This window comes from Sphingobium sp. AP50, from assembly GCF_900109095.1.
Classification (GTDB): Bacteria; Pseudomonadota; Alphaproteobacteria; order Sphingomonadales; family Sphingomonadaceae; genus Sphingobium.
In genome coordinates, this window is sequence record NZ_FNYZ01000001.1 from 124,042 (window position 1) to 143,023 (window position 18,982).

17 protein-coding genes and 1 pseudogene are annotated in these 18,982 nt (G+C 63.7%); 10 read left to right on the top strand and 8 right to left on the bottom strand.

Annotation, left to right across the window (positions count from 1 at the left end; all coding sequences use genetic code 11):
- Positions 1–82: 82 nt before the first annotated feature.
- Both BMY84_RS00640 and BMY84_RS00645 read right to left on the bottom strand, forming a co-directional pair.
- Positions 83–562 carry a low molecular weight protein-tyrosine-phosphatase gene (locus BMY84_RS00640; protein WP_093079386.1) on the bottom strand — a complete coding sequence of 160 codons (480 nt, stop codon included), beginning with the start codon at positions 560–562 and terminating at the stop codon, positions 83–85.
- Complete coding sequence (locus tag BMY84_RS00645; RefSeq protein WP_093079389.1) at positions 559–2,010, bottom strand: ATP-binding protein; 1,452 nt, start codon at positions 2,008–2,010, stop codon at positions 559–561. The genes BMY84_RS00640 and BMY84_RS00645 overlap by 4 nt, the downstream gene beginning before the upstream one ends.
- 112 nt (positions 2,011–2,122) lie before the next feature.
- Here BMY84_RS00645 and BMY84_RS00650 point away from each other — a divergent pair, with 112 nt between their 5' ends.
- Positions 2,123–2,566, top strand: a complete 444-nt coding sequence (locus BMY84_RS00650; protein ID WP_093079391.1) for a c-type cytochrome — start codon at positions 2,123–2,125, stop codon at positions 2,564–2,566.
- Between the two features lie 82 nt (positions 2,567–2,648).
- On the top strand, positions 2,649–5,351 hold the full coding sequence (gene ppc / locus BMY84_RS00655; RefSeq protein WP_093079394.1) for a phosphoenolpyruvate carboxylase: 2,703 nt from the start codon (positions 2,649–2,651) through the stop codon (positions 5,349–5,351).
- Between the two features lie 309 nt (positions 5,352–5,660).
- On the opposite strand, the gene BMY84_RS00660 is transcribed toward ppc, so the two are convergent.
- Complete coding sequence (locus BMY84_RS00660; protein WP_093079397.1) at positions 5,661–6,239, bottom strand: hypothetical protein; 579 nt, start codon at positions 6,237–6,239, stop codon at positions 5,661–5,663.
- 195 nt (positions 6,240–6,434) lie between these two features.
- A complete protein-coding gene (locus BMY84_RS00665) occupies positions 6,435–6,989 on the bottom strand; it encodes an outer membrane protein (RefSeq protein WP_093079399.1) in 555 nt (184 codons plus the stop codon).
- Between BMY84_RS00665 and BMY84_RS28955 the strand changes: the two genes are divergently transcribed.
- The 3 genes from BMY84_RS28955 to BMY84_RS00675 all read left to right on the top strand — a co-directional run bounded on the left by BMY84_RS28955 (position 6,970) and on the right by BMY84_RS00675 (position 8,668).
- Entirely contained in the window at positions 6,970–7,206 is a 237-nt protein-coding gene (locus BMY84_RS28955; protein WP_143074956.1) for a hypothetical protein, read from the top strand. The genes BMY84_RS00665 and BMY84_RS28955 overlap by 20 nt on opposite strands.
- A 98-nt stretch (positions 7,207–7,304) precedes the next feature.
- The gene (locus tag BMY84_RS00670; RefSeq protein ID WP_093079402.1) at positions 7,305–7,982 is read left to right on the top strand and encodes a hypothetical protein; all 678 of its coding nucleotides are present in this window, start codon (positions 7,305–7,307) and stop codon (positions 7,980–7,982) included.
- Positions 7,982–8,668 carry a hypothetical protein gene (locus BMY84_RS00675; protein WP_093079404.1) on the top strand — a complete coding sequence of 229 codons (687 nt, stop codon included), beginning with the start codon at positions 7,982–7,984 and terminating at the stop codon, positions 8,666–8,668. The genes BMY84_RS00670 and BMY84_RS00675 overlap by 1 nt, the downstream gene beginning before the upstream one ends.
- A 71-nt stretch (positions 8,669–8,739) precedes the next feature.
- Here the strand turns inward: BMY84_RS00675 and BMY84_RS00680 are convergent, their stop codons facing one another.
- Positions 8,740–9,192, bottom strand: coding sequence for a peptidylprolyl isomerase (locus BMY84_RS00680; RefSeq protein WP_093017133.1), 453 nt, complete (start codon positions 9,190–9,192; stop codon positions 8,740–8,742).
- 145 nt (positions 9,193–9,337) lie between these two features.
- Between BMY84_RS00680 and mgtE the strand changes: the two genes are divergently transcribed.
- From mgtE to fdxA, 3 genes and pseudogenes are all read left to right on the top strand, one after another.
- Entirely contained in the window at positions 9,338–10,771 is a 1,434-nt protein-coding gene (gene mgtE / locus BMY84_RS00685) for a magnesium transporter (protein WP_093079407.1), read from the top strand.
- Positions 10,772–10,813: 42 nt separating this feature from the next.
- The gene (locus tag BMY84_RS00690) at positions 10,814–11,212 is read left to right on the top strand and encodes a DUF1489 family protein (protein WP_093017137.1); all 399 of its coding nucleotides are present in this window, start codon (positions 10,814–10,816) and stop codon (positions 11,210–11,212) included.
- Between the two features lie 134 nt (positions 11,213–11,346).
- Positions 11,347–11,685: pseudogene (fdxA, locus tag BMY84_RS00695) on the top strand (ferredoxin FdxA); the annotation flags it as partial.
- A gap of 204 nt (positions 11,686–11,889) precedes the next feature.
- Here fdxA and BMY84_RS00700 read toward each other — a convergent pair.
- On the bottom strand, positions 11,890–12,504 hold the full coding sequence (locus BMY84_RS00700; protein WP_093079412.1) for a TetR/AcrR family transcriptional regulator: 615 nt from the start codon (positions 12,502–12,504) through the stop codon (positions 11,890–11,892).
- Positions 12,505–12,665: 161 nt separating this feature from the next.
- Between BMY84_RS00700 and BMY84_RS00705 the strand changes: the two genes are divergently transcribed.
- Positions 12,666–14,975, top strand: a complete 2,310-nt coding sequence (locus BMY84_RS00705; RefSeq protein ID WP_093079414.1) for a TonB-dependent receptor — start codon at positions 12,666–12,668, stop codon at positions 14,973–14,975.
- Between the two features lie 97 nt (positions 14,976–15,072).
- Positions 15,073–16,323, top strand: a complete 1,251-nt coding sequence (locus BMY84_RS00710) for a spinster family MFS transporter (protein WP_093079417.1) — start codon at positions 15,073–15,075, stop codon at positions 16,321–16,323.
- 18 nt (positions 16,324–16,341) lie between these two features.
- Here BMY84_RS00710 and BMY84_RS00715 read toward each other — a convergent pair whose 3' ends face one another.
- A complete protein-coding gene (locus tag BMY84_RS00715) occupies positions 16,342–17,919 on the bottom strand; it encodes a peptide chain release factor 3 (protein WP_093079419.1) in 1,578 nt (525 codons plus the stop codon).
- A gap of 143 nt (positions 17,920–18,062) precedes the next feature.
- The gene (locus tag BMY84_RS00720; RefSeq protein ID WP_093079422.1) at positions 18,063–18,947 is read right to left on the bottom strand and encodes an aldose 1-epimerase family protein; all 885 of its coding nucleotides are present in this window, start codon (positions 18,945–18,947) and stop codon (positions 18,063–18,065) included.
- Positions 18,948–18,982: the final 35 nt, after the last annotated feature.

Consider the following 18,982-nt stretch of genomic DNA (forward strand, 5'->3'; position numbering starts at 1 on the left):
TCCTGAGCGTCCAAAGCAGTCACGTGCCTGCTTTGGACCTTGGCAGGCAGTCGAAGGGGCTACTCAGGACGAACGGGCTAACTCAAGAAGTTCTATCAACAGCTTGCAAACTGCCGACAATGGCCCTCGCGGCGCGGGTGACATCGTCCCAGGTCACGGCAAAGCCGGCTTCGTCGCCATAATAGGGATCGGTCACGCCGTTGCCCTCCCGCCCCGGCACCATGTCCATCAGCAGTCGCAGCTCGGCCGTCCCATCCGACGGGCGGATGCGCCGCAAATTGCGCAGATTGTCGGCATCCAGCGCATAAACATAAGTGAAGCGGCGGAAATCCTGCGCCGTCACCTGTCGCCCGCGATAATGGGAAATGTCGATGCCATGGGACAATGCCTGTCGCTGCGCCCGCGCATCAGGCGGGCAATCGACATGCCAGTCGCCGGTCCCGGCCGAATCGACGATGATAGCCAGCCCGGCCTTCTCCGCTTCCGCCCGCAAGGCCGCTTCCGCCAGCGGCGACCGGCAGATATTGCCCAGACACACGAACAGGACGGACGGCTGGCTCATCCCTCGGCCGCCGCCGTCGACAGGCCCAGCCCCGGTAGGCCGATCGATCGCTTGCCCGAAAAATCGGTGCGGGCGACGATAACGCCCAACTTCTCCATATAGTCGATCAGGCGGCGCACCCGGCCCGGCGAACTGGTGCCATAGGCGCGGGCCAGCGCGCTGTCGTCAGGGCAGGGCTGTCCATCCAGCGCCGCCCGCGCGATCAGCAGGAAGGGCGCGAGCATATCCTCCGGCACCGGTTCCGCCGCCCGGATCGCATCCTGCCAGCGCGGATCATCGGCATCGGCCATGCCCGCTTGCGCCATGGCGAAGCGCTTGCGGAAGGCGGGCAGGTCCAGCGGCGATCGCTTCAGCCCCTTCATCCGGCAGCGGACGCCGAAATCCTGATACATCGCCGCCACACTGGGCGCGGCATCGCCCAGATCGGCGACGATATCCTCCAGCACGGCAATGACGACCGGTTCATTCTCTCCGAAATCCAGCTCCGGCGCGGCGGGCTTGGCCGATGGCGTGTCGGCCAGCGCGCGCATGATTTCCTCGGCCGGGCGTGCGGTCGGTTCGGCGCGCGGCGGGGGCGGCGGCAGCGCCTCCTCCTCGACCCGCGCGAACAGCATCTCCTGAAAATCCCCGCCCGTCGTCACCGGCGGCGGCATCAGCTTGTGCGTCCCGCCGCGCGTGCCGGTCTTGACCGTGCCGATCTTCACGCCCACCGGCCGCCGCGCGATGGCGGGACCAAGGCCCAGAAAGCGCCCGCGCTCCAGATCGCGAATCTGCTCGGCCTGCCGCCGCTCCATGCCCAGCAGGTCGGCCGCGCGCGCCATGTCGATGTCCAGGAAGGTCCGGCCCATCAGGAAGTTGGAGGCTTCTGCCGCCACATTCTTGGCCAGCTTGGCGAGGCGCTGGGTCGCGATCACGCCTGCCAGGCCGCGTTTACGGCCGCGACACATCAGGTTGGTCATGGCGGCCAGTGAAAGCCTCCGCGCTTCGTCCGACACATCACCGGCGGAAACGGGCGCGAACATCTGCGCCTCGTCCACCACCACCAGCGCCGGATACCAATGGTCGCGTGGCGCATCGAACAGGGTCGACAGGAAGGTCGCGGCGCATTTCATCTGCGCCTCCAGTTCCAGCGATTCGAGACTGAGCACCACCGACGCGCGATGTTCGCGGATGCGCGTCGCCATCTTGATGATCTCGCGCTCATTATAGTCGCCCGCGTCGATCACCACATGGCCATATTCGTCGGCCAGCGTCACGAAATCGCCTTCGGGATCGATCACCACCTGCTGCACCATCGGCGCGCTTTCTTCCAGCAGGCGGCGCAACAGATGCGATTTGCCCGACCCCGAATTGCCCTGAACGAGCAGCCGGGTGGCGAGCAATTCCTCGACATCGACCAGCACGTCCTTGCCGTGGCTGTCGGTTCCTATGCTGATGCTGGCGGTCACTGATGCCCTTTGGCCCAAGCGGGCAGGGGAGCGCAAGGGCATGTTGGGACAAACGGTCCGCTGTCCCCGGCCCGTGTTGATCCGCTAGGGGCGAGGCAGAAGGAGTCTTCATTTGCGGTTTTCCATTGCGGCGGCGCTGATCCTGCTGTCCCTTTCAGCCTGTGGCGATGATCGGCGGGAGGAACGGCTGCGCGCGGCCGGCCCCAACCCCTCGCTTGACGCGCTGTTGAAGGTTGCGAATGCCGATGCGGGCGCGCGCAAATTCGGCGTCTGTGCCGGTTGCCACAAGGCGAGCAAGGATGCCCCCGACTTTGGCGGCCCCAATCTCTATGGCGTCTATGGTCAGGTGATGGGCCAGCATAGCGGCCGGTTCGGCTATACGCAGGCGATGATCGACAAGGGCGGCCGTTGGGATGCGCCGACGCTGGACGCCTGGATTGCCAACCCCCGGCAGGTCGTGCCCGGCACCAACATGCAATTTGCCGGCATCCCCGATCCGCTCGACCGGGCGGATATCATCGCTTATCTGCGCCGCCAGTCCGATCAGGAGCCCTGAAACAGCGGTGTAGGATGGTCATCTACGAATATACGATCGGGTGCCTTGACCACTGCCATGCCGCAGTGCAGCATCACGTGTTATGGAGAGTCACGCAACCGCCCAATCCGCGCCTGCGATCACGCAGAATCCCGACATCCGCTATCTCGGGCGGCTGCTCGGTGACGTCATACGCGCCTATGGCGGCGACAAGCTCTACAAACAGACCGAATATATCCGGTCTGCTTCGGTCGACCGGGCGCGCGGCTTGCAGGGCGCGGACCTGACCGACACGGGGCTGGAGGCGCTCAGCCTTGACGACACGCTGAATTTCACCCGTGGTTTCATGCTCTTCTCGATGCTCGCCAATCTGGCCGAAGATCGGCAAGGGGTCGCAGCGGAGCCGGGCGCGGACGTCGCTTCCGCGCTGGCCCGGCTGGAGGGCGAAGGCGTCGGCCGCGACGCCGTCCTCGATCTCCTGTCCCATGCGCTGATCGTTCCGGTCCTCACCGCCCACCCGACCGAGGTGCGGCGCAAGAGCATGATCGATCACAAGAATCGCATCGCCGACCTGATGCTGCTCAAGGATGCGGGGCGGGCCGAGACCGACGAGGGCGAAAATCTGGACGAAGCGATCTTCCGCCAGATCGCCCTGCTGTGGCAGACGCGCCCGCTGCGCCGCGAGAAATTGTTCGTCGCCGACGAGATCGAAAATGTCCTCGCCTATTTCCGCGACACTTTCCTGCCCGTGCTGCCCGCCCTCTATGCCCGGTGGGAGCGGGTATTGGGCGCCCGCCCGCAAAGTTTCCTGCGAGTCGGCAGCTGGATCGGTGGCGATCGTGACGGCAATCCCTTCGTACAGGCGCCGCAGCTCGAATTCGCGCTGAAACGCGGCTGTCAGGCGGCCATCGCTTATTATCTTGATGCGCTGCATGCGCTGGGCGCCGAACTGTCGCTGTCGACCGAACTTGCCCATGTGCCGCAGGCCGTGCTGGACCTGGCCGAAGCCAGCGGTGACGCATCGCCCAGCCGCAAGGACGAGCCTTATCGCCGCGCCATTTCCGGCATCTACGCCCGACTTGCCGCCACCTGCGTCGCCCTGACCGGCGGGCAGCCGGCCCGGCCGTCGGCGCTCAAGGGCGAAGCCTATGCCACGCCGCAGGATTTCCGCCGCGATCTCGTCACCGTGGCGCAGGGGCTGGCGAGCGAGGGTGATGGTGCCCTGTCGACCGGCGGTGCGCTTGGTCGGCTGATTCGCGCGGTCGAAACCTTCGGCTTCCACCTCGCCACGCTCGACATGCGGCAGAATAGCGCCGTCCACGAACGGGTCGTGGGTGAACTCCTCAAAGTCGCGGGGGTCGAGGCGGATTATCTCTCGCTCGACGAATATGCCCGCATCGCTTTGTTGCGGAAAGAACTGGCGAACAACCGGCCGCTGGGATCGCGCTTTTCCGACTATTCGGAGGAAACCGCGTCCGAACTGGCGATTGTCCATGCCGCCGCGACCGCACACCAGCGATACGGTTCGCCCTGCATCACCCATTATATCATTTCCAAGGCGGAGAGCGTCTCCGACCTGCTGGAAGTGAATATCCTGCTGAAGGAAGCGGGCCTGTGGCGCGCAGGCGTGGATGGCGCCGCACCGCAGGCGGCGATCATGGCGATCCCGCTGTTCGAAACCATCGCCGATCTTGAGGCCGCGCCCAGCATCATGACCGCCTATTTCGGCCTGCCCGAAATCGCCGGCGTGGTGAAAGCGCGGGGCCATCAGGAAGTGATGATCGGCTATTCGGACAGCAACAAGGATGGCGGCTACATCACCTCCACCTGGAGCCTGTACAAGGCCAGTCAGGCGCTGGAGCCGGTCTTTGCCGATGCCGGTGCGGCGATGCAGTTGTTCCACGGCCGCGGCGGCGCGGTGGGGCGTGGCGGCGGATCGGCGTTCAAGGCCATACAGGCGCAGCCGCGCGGCAGCGTGCAGGGGCGCATCCGCATCACCGAACAGGGCGAGGTGATCGCCGCCAAATTCGGCACGCGCGATGTCGCCATGACCAATTTGGAAGCGATGACCAGCGCGACCCTGCTCGCCAGTCTGGAGCCGGAGGGGATTTCGGCGCGGGACGCGGCGCGCTTCTCCGGCGCGATGGACGAACTGTCGAAAAACGCCTTCGCCGCCTATCGCGACCTCGTCTACGGCACCGACGGCTTCAAGGAATTTTTCCGCCAGCTTACCCCGATACAGGAGATTTCCGGCCTCAAGATCGGCTCCCGTCCGGCCAGCCGGACCAAGAGCAATGCGATCGAGGATCTGCGCGCCATCCCCTGGGTGTTCAGCTGGGCGCAGGCGCGCGTCATGCTGCCCGGCTGGTATGGCGTGGGCCATGCGCTGACCCAGTTTGAGGACAAGGCGCTGCTGGCCGACATGGCGCAGCATTGGGCTTTCCTGAAATCGGCGCTGGCCAATCTGGAGATGGTGCTGGCTAAATCCGATCTGGGCATCGCCGCACGCTATCTGCCGCTGGTCGAGGATCAGGCCAAGGCGGACGAGCTTTTCGGCCGCATCAAAGATGGCTGGGGACAGGCGCATGACGGGTTGCTGGCAGCCACCGGCCAGTCGCGCCTGCTGGAAAAGAGCCCGGCGCTCGAAACCTCGATCCGCCTGCGCCTGCCCTATATCGAGCCGCTGAACCTGCTTCAGGTCGAACTGCTCAAGCGTCACCGCGCGGGTGAGGATGATGCGCGGATCAAGGAAGGCATCGAACTGTCGATCAACGCCATTGCTACCGCGCTCCGGAACAGCGGCTAGAGCGGAATGCTATCACTTTGAATCGTCATTGCGAGCGCAGCGAAGCAATCCATGGTGCATCGGTGGATTGCTTCGCTGCGCTCGCAATGACGGAATGGATCAAAGTGGGATCACCACAGCCTAGCGACGAACATTATCCCGCCAATCGACCCCGTCGACTTTTGCAACAAACCGGACATTCCCCGGACGCACATCGCGCCTATCTCTTTCCTTGTCAGCGGCGCCTCTAGACAGACCCCCCTCTGTCGCCGCTGGCACTCCCCCTGAACCTCGACCCCCGGCCTGTGCCGGGGGTTTTTTCCTGGCCCGTCAGGTGGCGGGCGGCAGATAGGCCAGGCTGTTTTCGACCGGTGGCAGCAGCGTCTGCATCGCACGCAACATGTGCTGCACCTGCCGCGCTCCGTCTCCGTCACATCCGGACTGGAAAATGAAAGAGCCGCCGGCAGACCCCTTGTCGAAATTCACGCCGGCCACCGCACCGCCATCGAAAATATAGGTGCAGCCCTTCGGCAGGACGAAAGGCAGGTCGGCCGTCAGCTTTTCCGGCCGCAGCCGTCCGAACATGCGGCGCAACTGCATGGCCCTGCCTTGGGGCAGGCTATACACTTTCCGACTATCGATGAAATGGCCGTCAACCCCGCCAAAGCAGCAGACATGATGGTCGGCGCCACGCTCGACCGTCATCTGTCCATCGGGCGCCAATGTGTAGGACAGGGTTCGGCTGAGGTCGCCATCGCCATATTTGCGGAACTGCAAGGTAATGCTCTCGCCCGCCAGCGTCGCATCGCTCGCAACCGGCCAGTCGCCGACAAGGCTCTCTGTGCGGGGCCTGTCGCTGCACCCGGTGATCATGGCGGTCAGGGCCAGCAGGCTGATCAGTTGTTTCATGGCTACAGGCTTATGGCGGCCTGTTGTCACGGGCAATATTGGATCAGGGGGAATGCGGAACGGCTGCAGTCCAAAGGCCGCCCCGCACCCCAACTCCCGCCAGAGGGAGGTGATCCGTGCGTATCGTCGGGGTGGATCGACGATGCGCGATGTCAAAGCGCGCGGGCGAACCTTTCAGCCCGCCCGCGCATCCATTCAGAATTTGGCGACAACACCTGCCATCGGGCGGATCGAGTGGAAGTTGCCGGTCGTATCGGCCTGTACGCGCAGGCGGACACTGCTGCTTTGCGCGGAACCGCCCATGTCGGCCGGGGACAGTTCGACGCCCGCGCCATAGGTCATGCCATGATAGTCGCGGCTATCCTTGCCCAGCGCATCGAAATTGGTCCACTGATAGCCGACCTTGGTGAAGATCAGGCTGTCCTTGCCCGCCTTCACACCAACTCGGCCAGCGGCGCCATATTCCCAGTCGATATCGCCGCTCACGCCCTTCGACGCGGTGCCTTCGACACCGACGACGACCGGCCCGGCGACATTATAGTTCACGCCGGCGACGCCTTCGACCATGCGGCCTTTATAGCCGACCGGCGGAATGCCTTCCTTGCTGGTTTCGCTATCATAATTATGCACGCCGGCCATGACGCCGACATAGGGCTCAAGGCGCTTGGTGGAGCCGGCATCGTCCTGTGCAAAGGCGGCGGCGGGGAGCAGGCACGCAGCAGCGGCGGCCGTGAAAACCAGTGTCTTCATGGGTGTGACCCTTTTATTCGTTGATGATTGGAATGCGGCGGTGTGGACCCGCCGGGCCGAAGGGAGCGCTCAAAGCGGCTCGGTGTCGGCAGGGGAGAAATGGATGAGCGGGCCGGAAGGTTTCCTGAACGAAATCGAAAAATCGGGCAAAAGCCGATTATGTGACGGAAAGAACACGCTTTCTGTCATTCCCATGAACAGAAGGCGGCTTTTCTGAACCTGCGATAAATGCTGGCATGGAAAGGATAATCCATTCACAACCAATTCAAGCTGGCCGCGTTACGCAGGGCATAGGATGATTTGAGGAGACAGGCGATGACGGGCATCCGACATCGGTTTCTGGCGGCCATGGGCCTTGCGGGCACATTGATGCTCGGTGGCTGCTATGATGATGGTTATGGCTATGGCGGCGTCAGCGTCGGCAGCGGCTATTATGGGAACGGCTATTACGATCCCTATTATAGTCCGGGCTATTATCCCGGTGGCTATGGCTGGTATGACGGCTTCTATTATCCGGGTAACGGCTATTATGTCTATGATCGGGGCGGTCGTCGTCATCGTTGGAACGATGGCCAGCGTCGCTATTGGGAAGGCCGCAGGGGCGATCATCCCGGTGCAGGACGGCCGGGAGACGGTCGTCCGGGTGTTGGGCGCCCCGGCGATGGTCGCCCCGGCTATGGACGACCCGGTGATGGTCGTCCGGGCGATGGACGTGGCCCCGGTCGGGATGGCAACTGGGGCAATCGCGATCCCAATCGTCCGCCGGGCAATGGCAATTGGAACGGGCAACGCCCACCACAGGGCGGCGATCGTGGGCCGGGCCGCTGGCGTGGCAATGATGGCGCCCGCCCGCAACCCCAGCCCGGTCTTCGTCCCCCGCAGCAGGCGCGTCCGCAACCGCAGCCACGCCCGCAGATGAGCCAGCCACGGGCCGATCGTCCGATGCGTGGGCCCAGCCGCAATGCGGCATCTCCCCGGACCCGCAACAACTGATGCGGGCAGGGATCAGGACCGCCATATTGCTCCCACTCCTGCTCGTCGCCGCGTGCGACGGGCGGGAAGAGAGCGCGATCGACAATCTGGCCAACGGCGCCAACAGCACACAGGTCGAAAATAACGTCCGCGCCGAAGCGATGGCGTTGATGGAGCCGCTCAATCCGCCAGCCCCCGGCACGCCCGGCGGCCTGCCTGTCGATCCCGCGCCGCTGGCGGAAGGATCGATCGATCCCGACAGCGCAGAGGGCGCGGCGCAGGTGGTGCAGGGCTATTATGGCCTGCTGGAAGAAAAGCGGTTCGAGGATGCGCAGGATCTTTGGGATCCGGAGGGGGCAATCGGCGCGCAGGATGACGCCCATTTCGAGGCGCGCTTCCGCGGCTTCGGTGAAATCCACGCCAATATCGGCGCACCGTCCGACCCCGAAGGTGCGGCCGGTTCCTCCTATGTCACCGTGCCGGTGCAGGTCTATGGCCGGATCAAGACCAATGGAAAGCCCTTCTACACGCTGCGGCAGGTCCTGCTTCGCCGGGTCAACGACGTGCCCGGATCGACCGAGACGCAGCGGCGCTGGCATATCGAATCGATTGCCGCCTATGTGCCGCCCAAAGTGCCGGCGGGGGACAATGCAGCCGAACCGCCCAAAGCCATCTCGATGACAGACGGCATGGCCGACAAGCCCTGAAAAAAAATATGCCCAGCCTTTCTGAAAAGGCCGGGCATATTTTTTTATCCATCAATCCAGCCGGTTGGCGCTCAGGCCACGGTCGCCTTGATGATCTTGCCGGGGGTGCGCGGCGGCTCACCCTTGGGCAGCGCGTCGACATAGTCCATGCCCGACGTCACTTCGCCCCAGACGGTGTACTGGCCGTCGAGGAAGGTGGCATCGTCGAAGCAGATGAAGAACTGGCTGTTCGCGCTGTTCGGGTTGGACGAACGGGCCATCGAGCAGACGCCGCGGACATGCGGTTCGCGGCTGAATTCGGCCTTGATGTCGGGCAGCTTCGATCCGCCCATGCCGGTGCCGGTCGGATCGCCGCCCTGTGCCATGAAGCCGGGGATGACGCGGTGGAACACGACACCGTCGTAAAAGCCGTCCTTGGCGAGCGTGGTGATGCGCTCGACATGGCCGGGCGCCAGGTCGGGACGCAGCTTGATCACGACGTCGCCGCCGCTGTCGAGGGTGAAGGTCAGGGTTTCGTCGGCCATGGGAATCCTCTCTTGCCGGGGAAGGGTATGGGGAGCCCATATAAAGGCTAATGAGGCGGATGGAAGCGCTGTCCCCCCATTGCAATTCTTTTGTGCATCGGCGAAAGCGACAGAATGTTACAGGAACCGGACAGTAGGGGGCGCTATGAGCGAGCGCGGCGATACAGCCGAACCCCTTGTGCATGGGGAAGAATTTGACGACATTCTGATCGATCAGGCCGAAACCGGCCTGGACGAGGATGACCGGCTGAAACCTGAATTCCTGACCGCCGTGCTCGACGCGGTGGAGGATGGCGACAGCGAAGCGGCGCGCGACCTCGTTTCGCCACTGCACCCGGCAGATATCGCCGACCTTCTGGAACTGACCCCTTCGGAACGGCGTGGTGCCGTGGCGGCGGCGCTCGGCGATCTGGTCGGCGCGGAGGTTCTGTCCGAACTGAACGACTATGTTCGCGACGACCTGATCGGCGCACTGGCGCCCGAACAGGTCGCCGAATTTGCCGCCGAACTCGACACCGACGACGCCGTCGCCATCATCGAGGATATGGAGGAGGCCGACCAGCAGGCCGTCCTCGACGCGATGGAGCCGGAAGACCGCGCCGCGATCCAGAGCGCGCTGTCCTACCCGGAGGAATCTGCCGGCCGTCTGATGCAGCGCGATCTGGTCGCGGTGCCCGAACATATGACGGTCGGTCAGGTGATCGACTATCTGCGCGACAATCAGGATCTGACCCGCGACTTCTGGGAAATCTTCGTCGTCGACGCCGCGCACAAACCGATCGGCACCTGCCAGCTCAGCTGGGTACTGACCTGCCCGCGCGGCATCGCCATGGCGGACCTGATGAAGCGGGAACAGACGCTGATCCCGGTCGACATGGATCAGGAAGAGGTCGCGCTGCGCTTCCAGAAATATGCACTGATCTCCGCCGCTGTAGTGGATGGCAGCGGCCGTCTGGTCGGCATGATCACGGTCGATGACGTCGTTCACATCATTTCCGAGGAAGCGGGCGAGGATATCCTCCGCCTGTCGGGTGCGGGCGAAGGCGACATCAACCAGCCGATCCTGATGACGGTGCGCACGCGCCTTGTCTGGCTGGTGGTCAATCTGGGCACCGCGATGATCGCCGCTTCGGTCGTCGGCCTGTTCGAAAAGACGATCGAGCATCTGGCGCTGCTGGCGGCGCTGATGGGCATTGTGTCGGGCATGGGCGGCAATGCGGGCACGCAGACGCTGGCGGTGATGGTGCGCGCCATCGCCACCAATCAGGTGACGAGTTCGAACACCATGCGCATGATCGGGCGCGAATTCCGCATCGCCGCGACCAACGGATCGGTGCTGGGCGTGCTGATCGGCATCGGTTCCTATCTGGTCTATGGCCAATTGGGACTCTCGTTGGTGTTCGCCGCCGCGATCCTGATCAACAATATGGTGGCGGGGCTGGCCGGTGTGCTGATCCCGGTGACGCTGGACCGCTCCAATATCGATCCGGCGGTATCCTCGGCCGTGTTCGTCACGATGATGACCGATTCGCTGGGTTTCTTCACCTTCCTCGGGCTGGCGACGATCTTCCTCACCTGACGCATTGATCCGCAACCGCCCCGCGCCCATCTAGACCCGCTCATGCCGCTGCACATCACCAAGATCGCCTTTCAGAGCGAAAGCCCCGCTACCCTGCGCGCCTGGCTGGAAAGCCATGCCGGGGAGGCGCGGATCACCACCCGCTATCTGCCCAAGCGGGTGGAGGAAATGGCCGGCGGATCGCTCTACTGGATTCACGGCCATATGCTGGTCGGCCGCAGCCCGATCCTGGGTTTCGAGGAGACGGGGCAGGGCCGCTATTGGGTCCGGCTGGAACCGCGCCTGATCCCCGTGCGCAGCCAGCCCAAGCGCGCGCATCAGGGCTGGCGCTATCTGGAGGGGAAGGACGCTCCGGCCGACCTCAATGATGGCGAGATGGACGACCGGGACGCCATGCCGCCCGCGCTGCTGGGCGAACTGACGCGGCTGGGGCTGGTCTGACCGCAATCGCGGCGGGCTGTCAGATCCCGCCTTCCCCTGTCTGATACATGCGCTTGCAGTCGCAGTAGGATTTCACCGCAAAACCATGGGATGAAACCGTCTATGTAAGGCATGTCGCGGCCAGGGAGGCGCATATGGCGGGTGTCATCACAGACGCATGCATCAAATGCAAATATATGGATTGCGTCGAGGTTTGCCCTGTCGACGCCTTCTATGAAGGCGAGAATATGCTCGTCATCAATCCGCTGGAATGCGTCGATTGCGGTTGTTGCATTGAGGAATGCCCGGTGGACGCCATCGTCTTCGACACCGAACTGCGTGCCGAGCCGTGGATCGAATTGAACGCGAAATATTCGCTGCTCTGGCCGAACATCGTCGCCAAGAGCAAACAAGGCTTTCCCGACGCAGACCAGTTCCGATCGGAAACCGGGAAATTCGATCGCTATTTTTCGTCTGAACCCGGAGCGGGTGAGCCTCCGCCGCCTATCAGATCAACGCACGCCGGTTCCTGCGCCAAATGCAGGCAGAAGCCCTCCCTGTTGCGAAGGGCGATGCTGGTGATCGGCGGCCTGGTCCTGTTTCTTGCTCTTTCCGCTGGCGCCTTGATCTTGCTGGGCATGCTGCTCTTTTCGTTCAATCCCGGTCATTAGAGCAAGCAGGGTGCAACGGGGGCAGCCTCACCCCTTTCGCCCGATCCCCCGTTCGATCAGCGCGTTGGCGATGGCGGCGATCTCCTCGGCCGGGCGGCTGTCGTCCCACACGCCATAGCGCAGGCCCAGAAACACGTTCATGCCCATGATCGCCCAGGCATGGACTTCCTCCACATCGGCGCGCACGTCGCCGCGCTCCGCTGCCTTGGTCAGGCGGGATGCCATGCGGCTGGCGGTGTTCTCATAATGGGCGCGATAGGCGGCAGAATCGACGAACTCCGCCTCGTCGATGATACGATAGATTTCCTTGTGCGCGCGGGCGAACTCCAGAAAGCTGAGCAGCCCGACCCGTTCGGCATCGATGCCGTCCCGCGCATCGGCAATGCGTGGGGATACATAGTCGCGCACCTGCCCGGACATGTCGTTTACCAGCGCACGGAAAATATCGTCCTTGCTGTCGAAATAGGTGTAGAAACTGCCCAGCGCACAGCCCGCCCGGCGGGTGATGCCGCTGATAGATCCTTCATGAAATCCCTTCTCGCCAAATTCGGCCGCAGCGGCGGATAGCAGCGCGCGACGAGTGCGCTCGCCCCGCGCGGTACGCGGCGTCTTGTCGTCCTTTGCGGCGGCACTTTCCGTCATGTCCACTCCTGAAACTCTGTGTTCTTTTTGCCGCAGCATCACGCTCTCGTCCCCCGCCTCTTATTTCAAGTTGAAAGCTGGTTCAACTTTCATTATCGAGTCGATCAAGGCAAAGCGACCCGGCAGACCGGGCGCGCCAATTTCAGGAGAGGACCGACCCGATGAAGGCCCATCAGACATTACGCGCGTTCGCGCTCGCTTCCGCCGCCTGGGGTGGCGTGATCGCCCTGCCGGTACTGGCGCAGGATAATGGTCCGGCGGTGGACGATACCGGCACCGATATCGTCGTCACCGCCCGCCGCCGCGAAGAAAGCCTGCTGAGCGTGCCGATCGCCGTCAGCGCCTTTTCCGGCGAGGCGCTGGAGCGCAGCGGCGCGCTGGACATCACCGATATTTCCAACGTCACCCCCAACACCACGCTGGAAAATTCGCGCGGCACCAATTCGACGCTGACCGCCTTCATTCGTGGCGTGGGTCAGCAGGATCCGGTGCCGGGGTTCGAAGCGGGCATCGGCATCTATCTGGACGACGTCTATCTCAACCGGCCGCAGGCGTCGGTGCTGGATATCTATGATGTGGAGCGGATCGAAGTGCTGCGCGGGCCGCAGGGCACGCTCTATGGCCGCAACACCATCGGCGGGGCGGTCAAATATGTGACCAAGTCGCTGCCCGACGAATTTTCGCTCAAGCTGCGCGGCACCTATGGCAGCTATGATCAGGCGGACGGCGTGCTGACCGTCAGCACGCCGATCAGCGATCTGATTCGCGTCGGCGGGTCGGTGGCGCGCTTGTCGCGCGGCGGCTTTGGCGAAAATCTGACGCTGGGTATCGACAATTATAACAAGGACGTCTGGGCCGGGCGCGGCACGGTGGAGATTGGCGGCAATGGCCAGCCGGTGCTGATCCGCATTTCGGGCGACTATACCCGCGACAAGTCCAATGCCCGCAACGGCCATCGCCTGATCCCCGGCCTGGTATCGGGCGCGCCGGTGCTGGACGATGTGTTCGATACTCGCGCGGGCCTCAACAATCCGAGACAGGATGTGAAGGCCTATGGTCTGGCGATGAACATCACCGCCGAACTGTCCGATCATTTCACGCTGCGGTCGATCAGCGCCTGGCGCAAGGATACCAGCTACACCCCGATCGATTTCGATGCGCTCCCCGCGGTAGATGTCGACGTCCCCGCCGTCTATCGCAACGAGCAGTTGAGCCAGGAATGGCAGCTTCTCTATGAAAGCGACCGGGTGAAGGGGCTGCTGGGCTTCTATTATCTCGATGCGAAAGCGGCGACCTCCTTCGACGTGCTGCTAGGCCTCACCGGCGCGGCGATCGGCTTTCCCGGCCTCAACGGCTATACGGCGGGTGATGTGCGGACCGACACATGGTCGGTGTTCGGCGACTTCACCTTCGACTTCACCGATCAGATCAGCCTGTCGGTCGGTGGGCGCTACACCAATGACAAGCGGTCGGCCTATATCCTCAAGCAAAACCGGATCAGCGGCACCTCGCCCGAATTTGGCGGCGCCGATCCGATCGTGATCGCCACCGCGACCAATTTCCGCGGCACCCGCACCTTCAAGGAATTCACGCCGCGCGCATCGCTCAGCTACAAGCCGGCGCAGGACCACATGGTCTATGCCTCCTACAGCAAGGGGTTCAAGGGTGGCGGCTTTGACCCGCGCGGGTCGGGCACCTCGGCGCCCGACAGCAATGGTGACGGAGTACGCAGCTATCAGGAAATCTACGACTTTCTGTCCTTCGACCCGGAAAAGGTCGACAGCTATGAAGTCGGCTACAAGGCTTCCCTGTTCGATCGCCGCCTGAGCCTCAGCCTGGCGGGCTTCTTCTCCAACTATAAAGACGTCCAGATCCCCGGATCGGTCGGCTGTCTGGTCGGCGGCGTACAGAGCTTCTGCGGCATCACCACCAACGCGGCCAAGGCGGATATCAAGGGTATCGAGGCGGAAGCCAACGCCCTGCTGGCGCGCGATTTCGCGGGCGACGGATCAAGTCTGCGCTTCGTTGGCGCGCTGGGTTATGTCGACGCCAAATATAAGCGCTTCATCGGCCCGACCGGGGTAGACGTGTCGGACATCCGCACCTTCCAGAATACGCCCAAATGGACCGTGTCTGGCACGCTCAATGCCGGCGTGGCGATGGCGGGCGGATCGCTCGACCTGTCCACGACCCTGTCCTATCGCAGCCTGACCCATCAGTTCGAAGTGCCGATCCCGGCGCTCGACCAGCCGGGCTATGCGCTGCTGGATGCCAGCATCGTGTGGACCTCCGCCGACGATCATTATTCGCTGGGCCTGCATGGCAAGAACCTGACCGACAAACATTATATCACGTCGGGCTATAATTATCAGTCGGCCACCGGCGTTTCCACGCTGGGCCGGGAAGGCGTGCTGACCGCCTTCTACGGCAATCCGCGACAGGTCTTCCTGACCGGTACGGTGAAATTCTGATCTTCGTCCAACTCCTCCCGTTCGGTTCGAGCTTGTCGAGAACCCGCGCACAACGGTTCTCGACAAGCTCGAACCGAACGAAGATGGGTAAGTGCCTATGACCGACCGAACCTCTTCCCCCGCCTATCGCGGTGTCGTGCTGGCGATGCTGCTGCTGGTCTATACGTTCAACTTCCTCGACCGGCAGATTCTCGGCATCCTCGCCGGGCCGATCAAGGCGGAGTTGCAGCTGACCGACACCCAACTCGGCGCGCTGGGCGGCATCGCCTTCGCGCTGCTCTATTCGACCTTGGCGATCCCGCTGGCGCTGCTGGCGGACCGGACGAGCCGGACCTGGGTGATCACCGTCAGCCTCGCCATCTGGAGCGGCTTTACCGCCCTGTGCGGCGTGGCGGGCAATTTCACCCAGATGTTCCTGTTCCGCATCGGCGTGGGCGTGGGGGAGGCGGGCGGCGTCGCACCCTCCTATGCCGTCATCAGCGACTATTTCCCCCAGCATCAGCGGGCACGGGCGCTGTCCATCTATTCGCTCGGCATTCCGCTGGGGTCGGCGGGCGGCGTGCTGCTGGGCGGCTATATCGCGCAGACGGTCGAATGGCGCACCGCCTTCATCGCGGTCGGCATCATGGGCATCCTGATCGCGCCACTTTTCCGGCTAGTGGTGCGCGAACCCGCACGGCCAGTGCAGGCTGGCGATGCCGTGCCGGTCAGCGCCGTGTTCGGCATCCTCGCCGCCAAGCGCAGCTTCTGGATGCTGGCGCTGGGAGCGGCGTGCAGTTCGATGTGCGGCTATGGCGTCGCCTTCTGGCTGCCCAGCCTGCTGATGCGCAGCTTTGGTCTGGACCTGATCGGCGCGGGGCAATTTCTGGGCGGACTGCTGCTGATCGGCGGCGTGGCGGGCGTGCTGCTGGGCGGCTTTCTGGGCGATCGCATGGGCGGCCGGGACAAGGCCTATTATGCCTGGGTGCCGGCGGTCAGCTATATCGTCGGCATGCCCCTGTTCGTGGTGGGCGTATTGTCGTCCAGCGTCACTTTCGCCTTCGCCCTGTTCCTGATCCCGCAGGCTCTGGTCTATGTCTGGCTCGGCCCGGTGCTGACCGCCGTGCAGCATCTGGTGCCGCCGCAGATGCGGGCCAGCGCCTCGGCGACCTTCCTGCTGATCAACAACCTCGTCGGGCTGGGGCTGGGAAGCTGGGCGGTCGGCAGCCTGTCCGACGCGCTGACGCCGACTTATGGCAATGAGGCGCTGCGTTATGCGATCGTCGCGGCGCTGGGATTTTACTTGCTTGCCGGGCTATTCATGGCGCTGGCGGGCAAGGCGCTGCGCAAGGACTGGGTCGCGGCGTGACGCCACGACCCACCCTATTTACCGTTCCTTGGTCGCGCTGAACTTCACCTTGGGGTGGCGCTCCTGCTGATAGCCGATGTCCCAGGCGCTGCGGGCCATGAAGACCAGATTGCCATCGCGATCCTTGGCCATGTTGGCGCCATTATAGCTGACCAGATCCTTGATCGCAGCATCATCGCCACTGATCCAGCGCGCGGTGTCGAAGGGGGAGGGTTCCAGCCCCGCCGCAACCTTATATTCGGCTTCCAGCCGGCTGATCAGCACTTCGAGCTGAAGCTGGCCGACCACGCCGACGATCCAGTTGCTGCCGATTTCCGGATAGAAGACCTGAATCACGCCCTCTTCGGACAGGTCGTCCAGCGCCTTGCGCAGTTGCTTGGTCTTGGTCGGGTCTTTCAACTGCACCCGGCGCAGGATTTCCGGCGCGAAGTTCGGCAGGCCGGTGAAGCGCAGGCCCGGCTTTTCGCTCAGCGTATCGCCTACGCGCAGCGCGCCATGATTGGGGATGCCGATGATGTCGCCGGGGAAAGCCTCGTCCGCCAGCTCGCGATCCTGCGCGAAGAAGAGGATGGGCGAATGCACCGCCAGCGCCTTGCCGCTGCCGCTGGGCGTCAGCTTCATGCCGCGTTTGAACTTGCCCGACACCAGCCGCATGAAGGCGATGCGGTCGCGGTGCATCGGGTCCATATTCGCCTGCACCTTGAAGATGAAGCCGGTGACTTCGCTCTGGTCGGGTTCGACGGCGGCGGGTTCGGCCGGCTGCGATCGGGGCGCGGGGGCATGGGCGGACAGGGCATCGATCAGTTCGGTGATGCCGAACAGTTTGAGCGCTGACCCGAAATAGACCGGGGTCAGGTCGCCCGCCCGATACCGGTCATGGTCGAACTCAGCATAGCCGCCCTGCGCCAGTTCCGCCTCTTCGCGCAGCCTGTCCAGCGCGCGGTCGGACAGATGATCGGCCAGCTTCGGATCGTCCAGGCCGCTGAACTGATGACGGGTGCCGTCAAATTCACGGCTGGGGCCGACGGGCTGCATCAGCCGGTTGGTGGCGAAATCGTAAATGCCCTCGAACTCGCCGCCCATGCCAGCGGGCCAGCTCATCGGGCAGACGTCGAGCTGCAACTGATCGGCCACTTCATCCAGCAGGCCAAAGACTTCGCGGCCTTCCCGGTCGACCTTGTTGACGAAGGTGATGATCGGCAGGTTGCGCAATCGGCACACTTCGAACAGCTTGCGCGTCTGCGGCTCGATACCCTTGGCCGCGTCGATCACCATCACGGCGGAGTCCACGGCGGTCAGCGTGCGATAGGTGTCCTCGCTGAAATCCTCATGCCCCGGCGTGTCGAGCAGGTTGAAGGTGATCGTCTCGCCGTCGCGCGTCCGCTCGAACGTCATGACCGAGGAGGTGACGGAGATGCCGCGCTGCTGCTCGATCTTCATCCAGTCGGACCGGGCGCGCCGATTGGCACCGCGCGCCTTGACCTCGCCCGCCAGATGGATCGCGCCACCTTCCAGCAGCAGCTTTTCGGTCAGCGTGGTCTTACCGGCGTCCGGGTGGGAAATGATCGCAAAGGTGCGGCGGGATGGGATGGTCATATCTGGCGGCTCTTGAAAACAGCCGTTCGCTCTGAGCTTGTCGAAGGGCAGTCCTCATTCTTTTGAAGAAGAACAGGGGTTAGCCTTATGGCTGCCTTCGGCTCGACAGGCTCAGTCCGAACGGAATTCTTTAAACGCGCCCGTTACACGTCCACAAGGCTGACGTCCATGCGGAAGCTGCGGCTATCCCCGGGCAGCAGCGCCATGATGCCCTGCTTGCCCCACACATCGCCGTCAAACCCCTCCAGATCGGCCATCCCGGCCCAGGGTTCGACACACAGATAATGCGCGCCCGGCTTTTGCCACAGGCCCAGCCAGGGCGTGTCGGGGAAATCGATCTTCAGATGCGGCCGGCCCGGCACGCCCCAGGTCAGCGACCGGCTGGCCAGATCGTCCCAGATCAGCGCGTCGCCCTCGAACATGGCCTGGGTCGGGATCAACGTGTCGCCCTCGACCGGCGAGGGGATGATTTCGCGCGCGATCAGGCCCGGTTCCTCACCGACCTTGCGGATCGGCGCGGGTTCGGGCTGTTCGAAAGTCACGCGATGCGCCTCCGCTGCGCCGCCATAGGGCAGCGGCCAGGCGAAGGCGGGATGATAGCCGAAGGAAAAGGGCATCGGCGCCTCGCCCCGGTTGCTGACGGTGGCGGTCATGCGCAGGCTGGCGTCCTCCAGCACGAAGCCCATGTCGAGCCGGAAGTCGAACGGATAGGCGGCGCGCGTCTCCTCATCCGCCTCCAGCCGCAGCAGCAGGCTGCTCTCGCCCTGCTCCACCACCGCAAAGGACTTTCGCCGGGCGAAGCCATGCTGCGCCATCGGATAATCCTGCCCGTCGAGCCGATAGATATCGCCGCGCGACCGGCCGACAAAGGGAAAGAGCAGCGGCGCATGGCCGGTCCACCAGCGCGGATCGGCATCGGTCATCAGCTCATGCCCCTGCGCATCGGTCAACGACCAGAGTTCGGCTCCCAGCGGATCGATGCTGGCGGACAGAGCGGAGGATGAAATGGCGAAACGGGTGTCGGACAAGGCTATCGGCTCCTGCGGGAACGGTATTTTCGCAT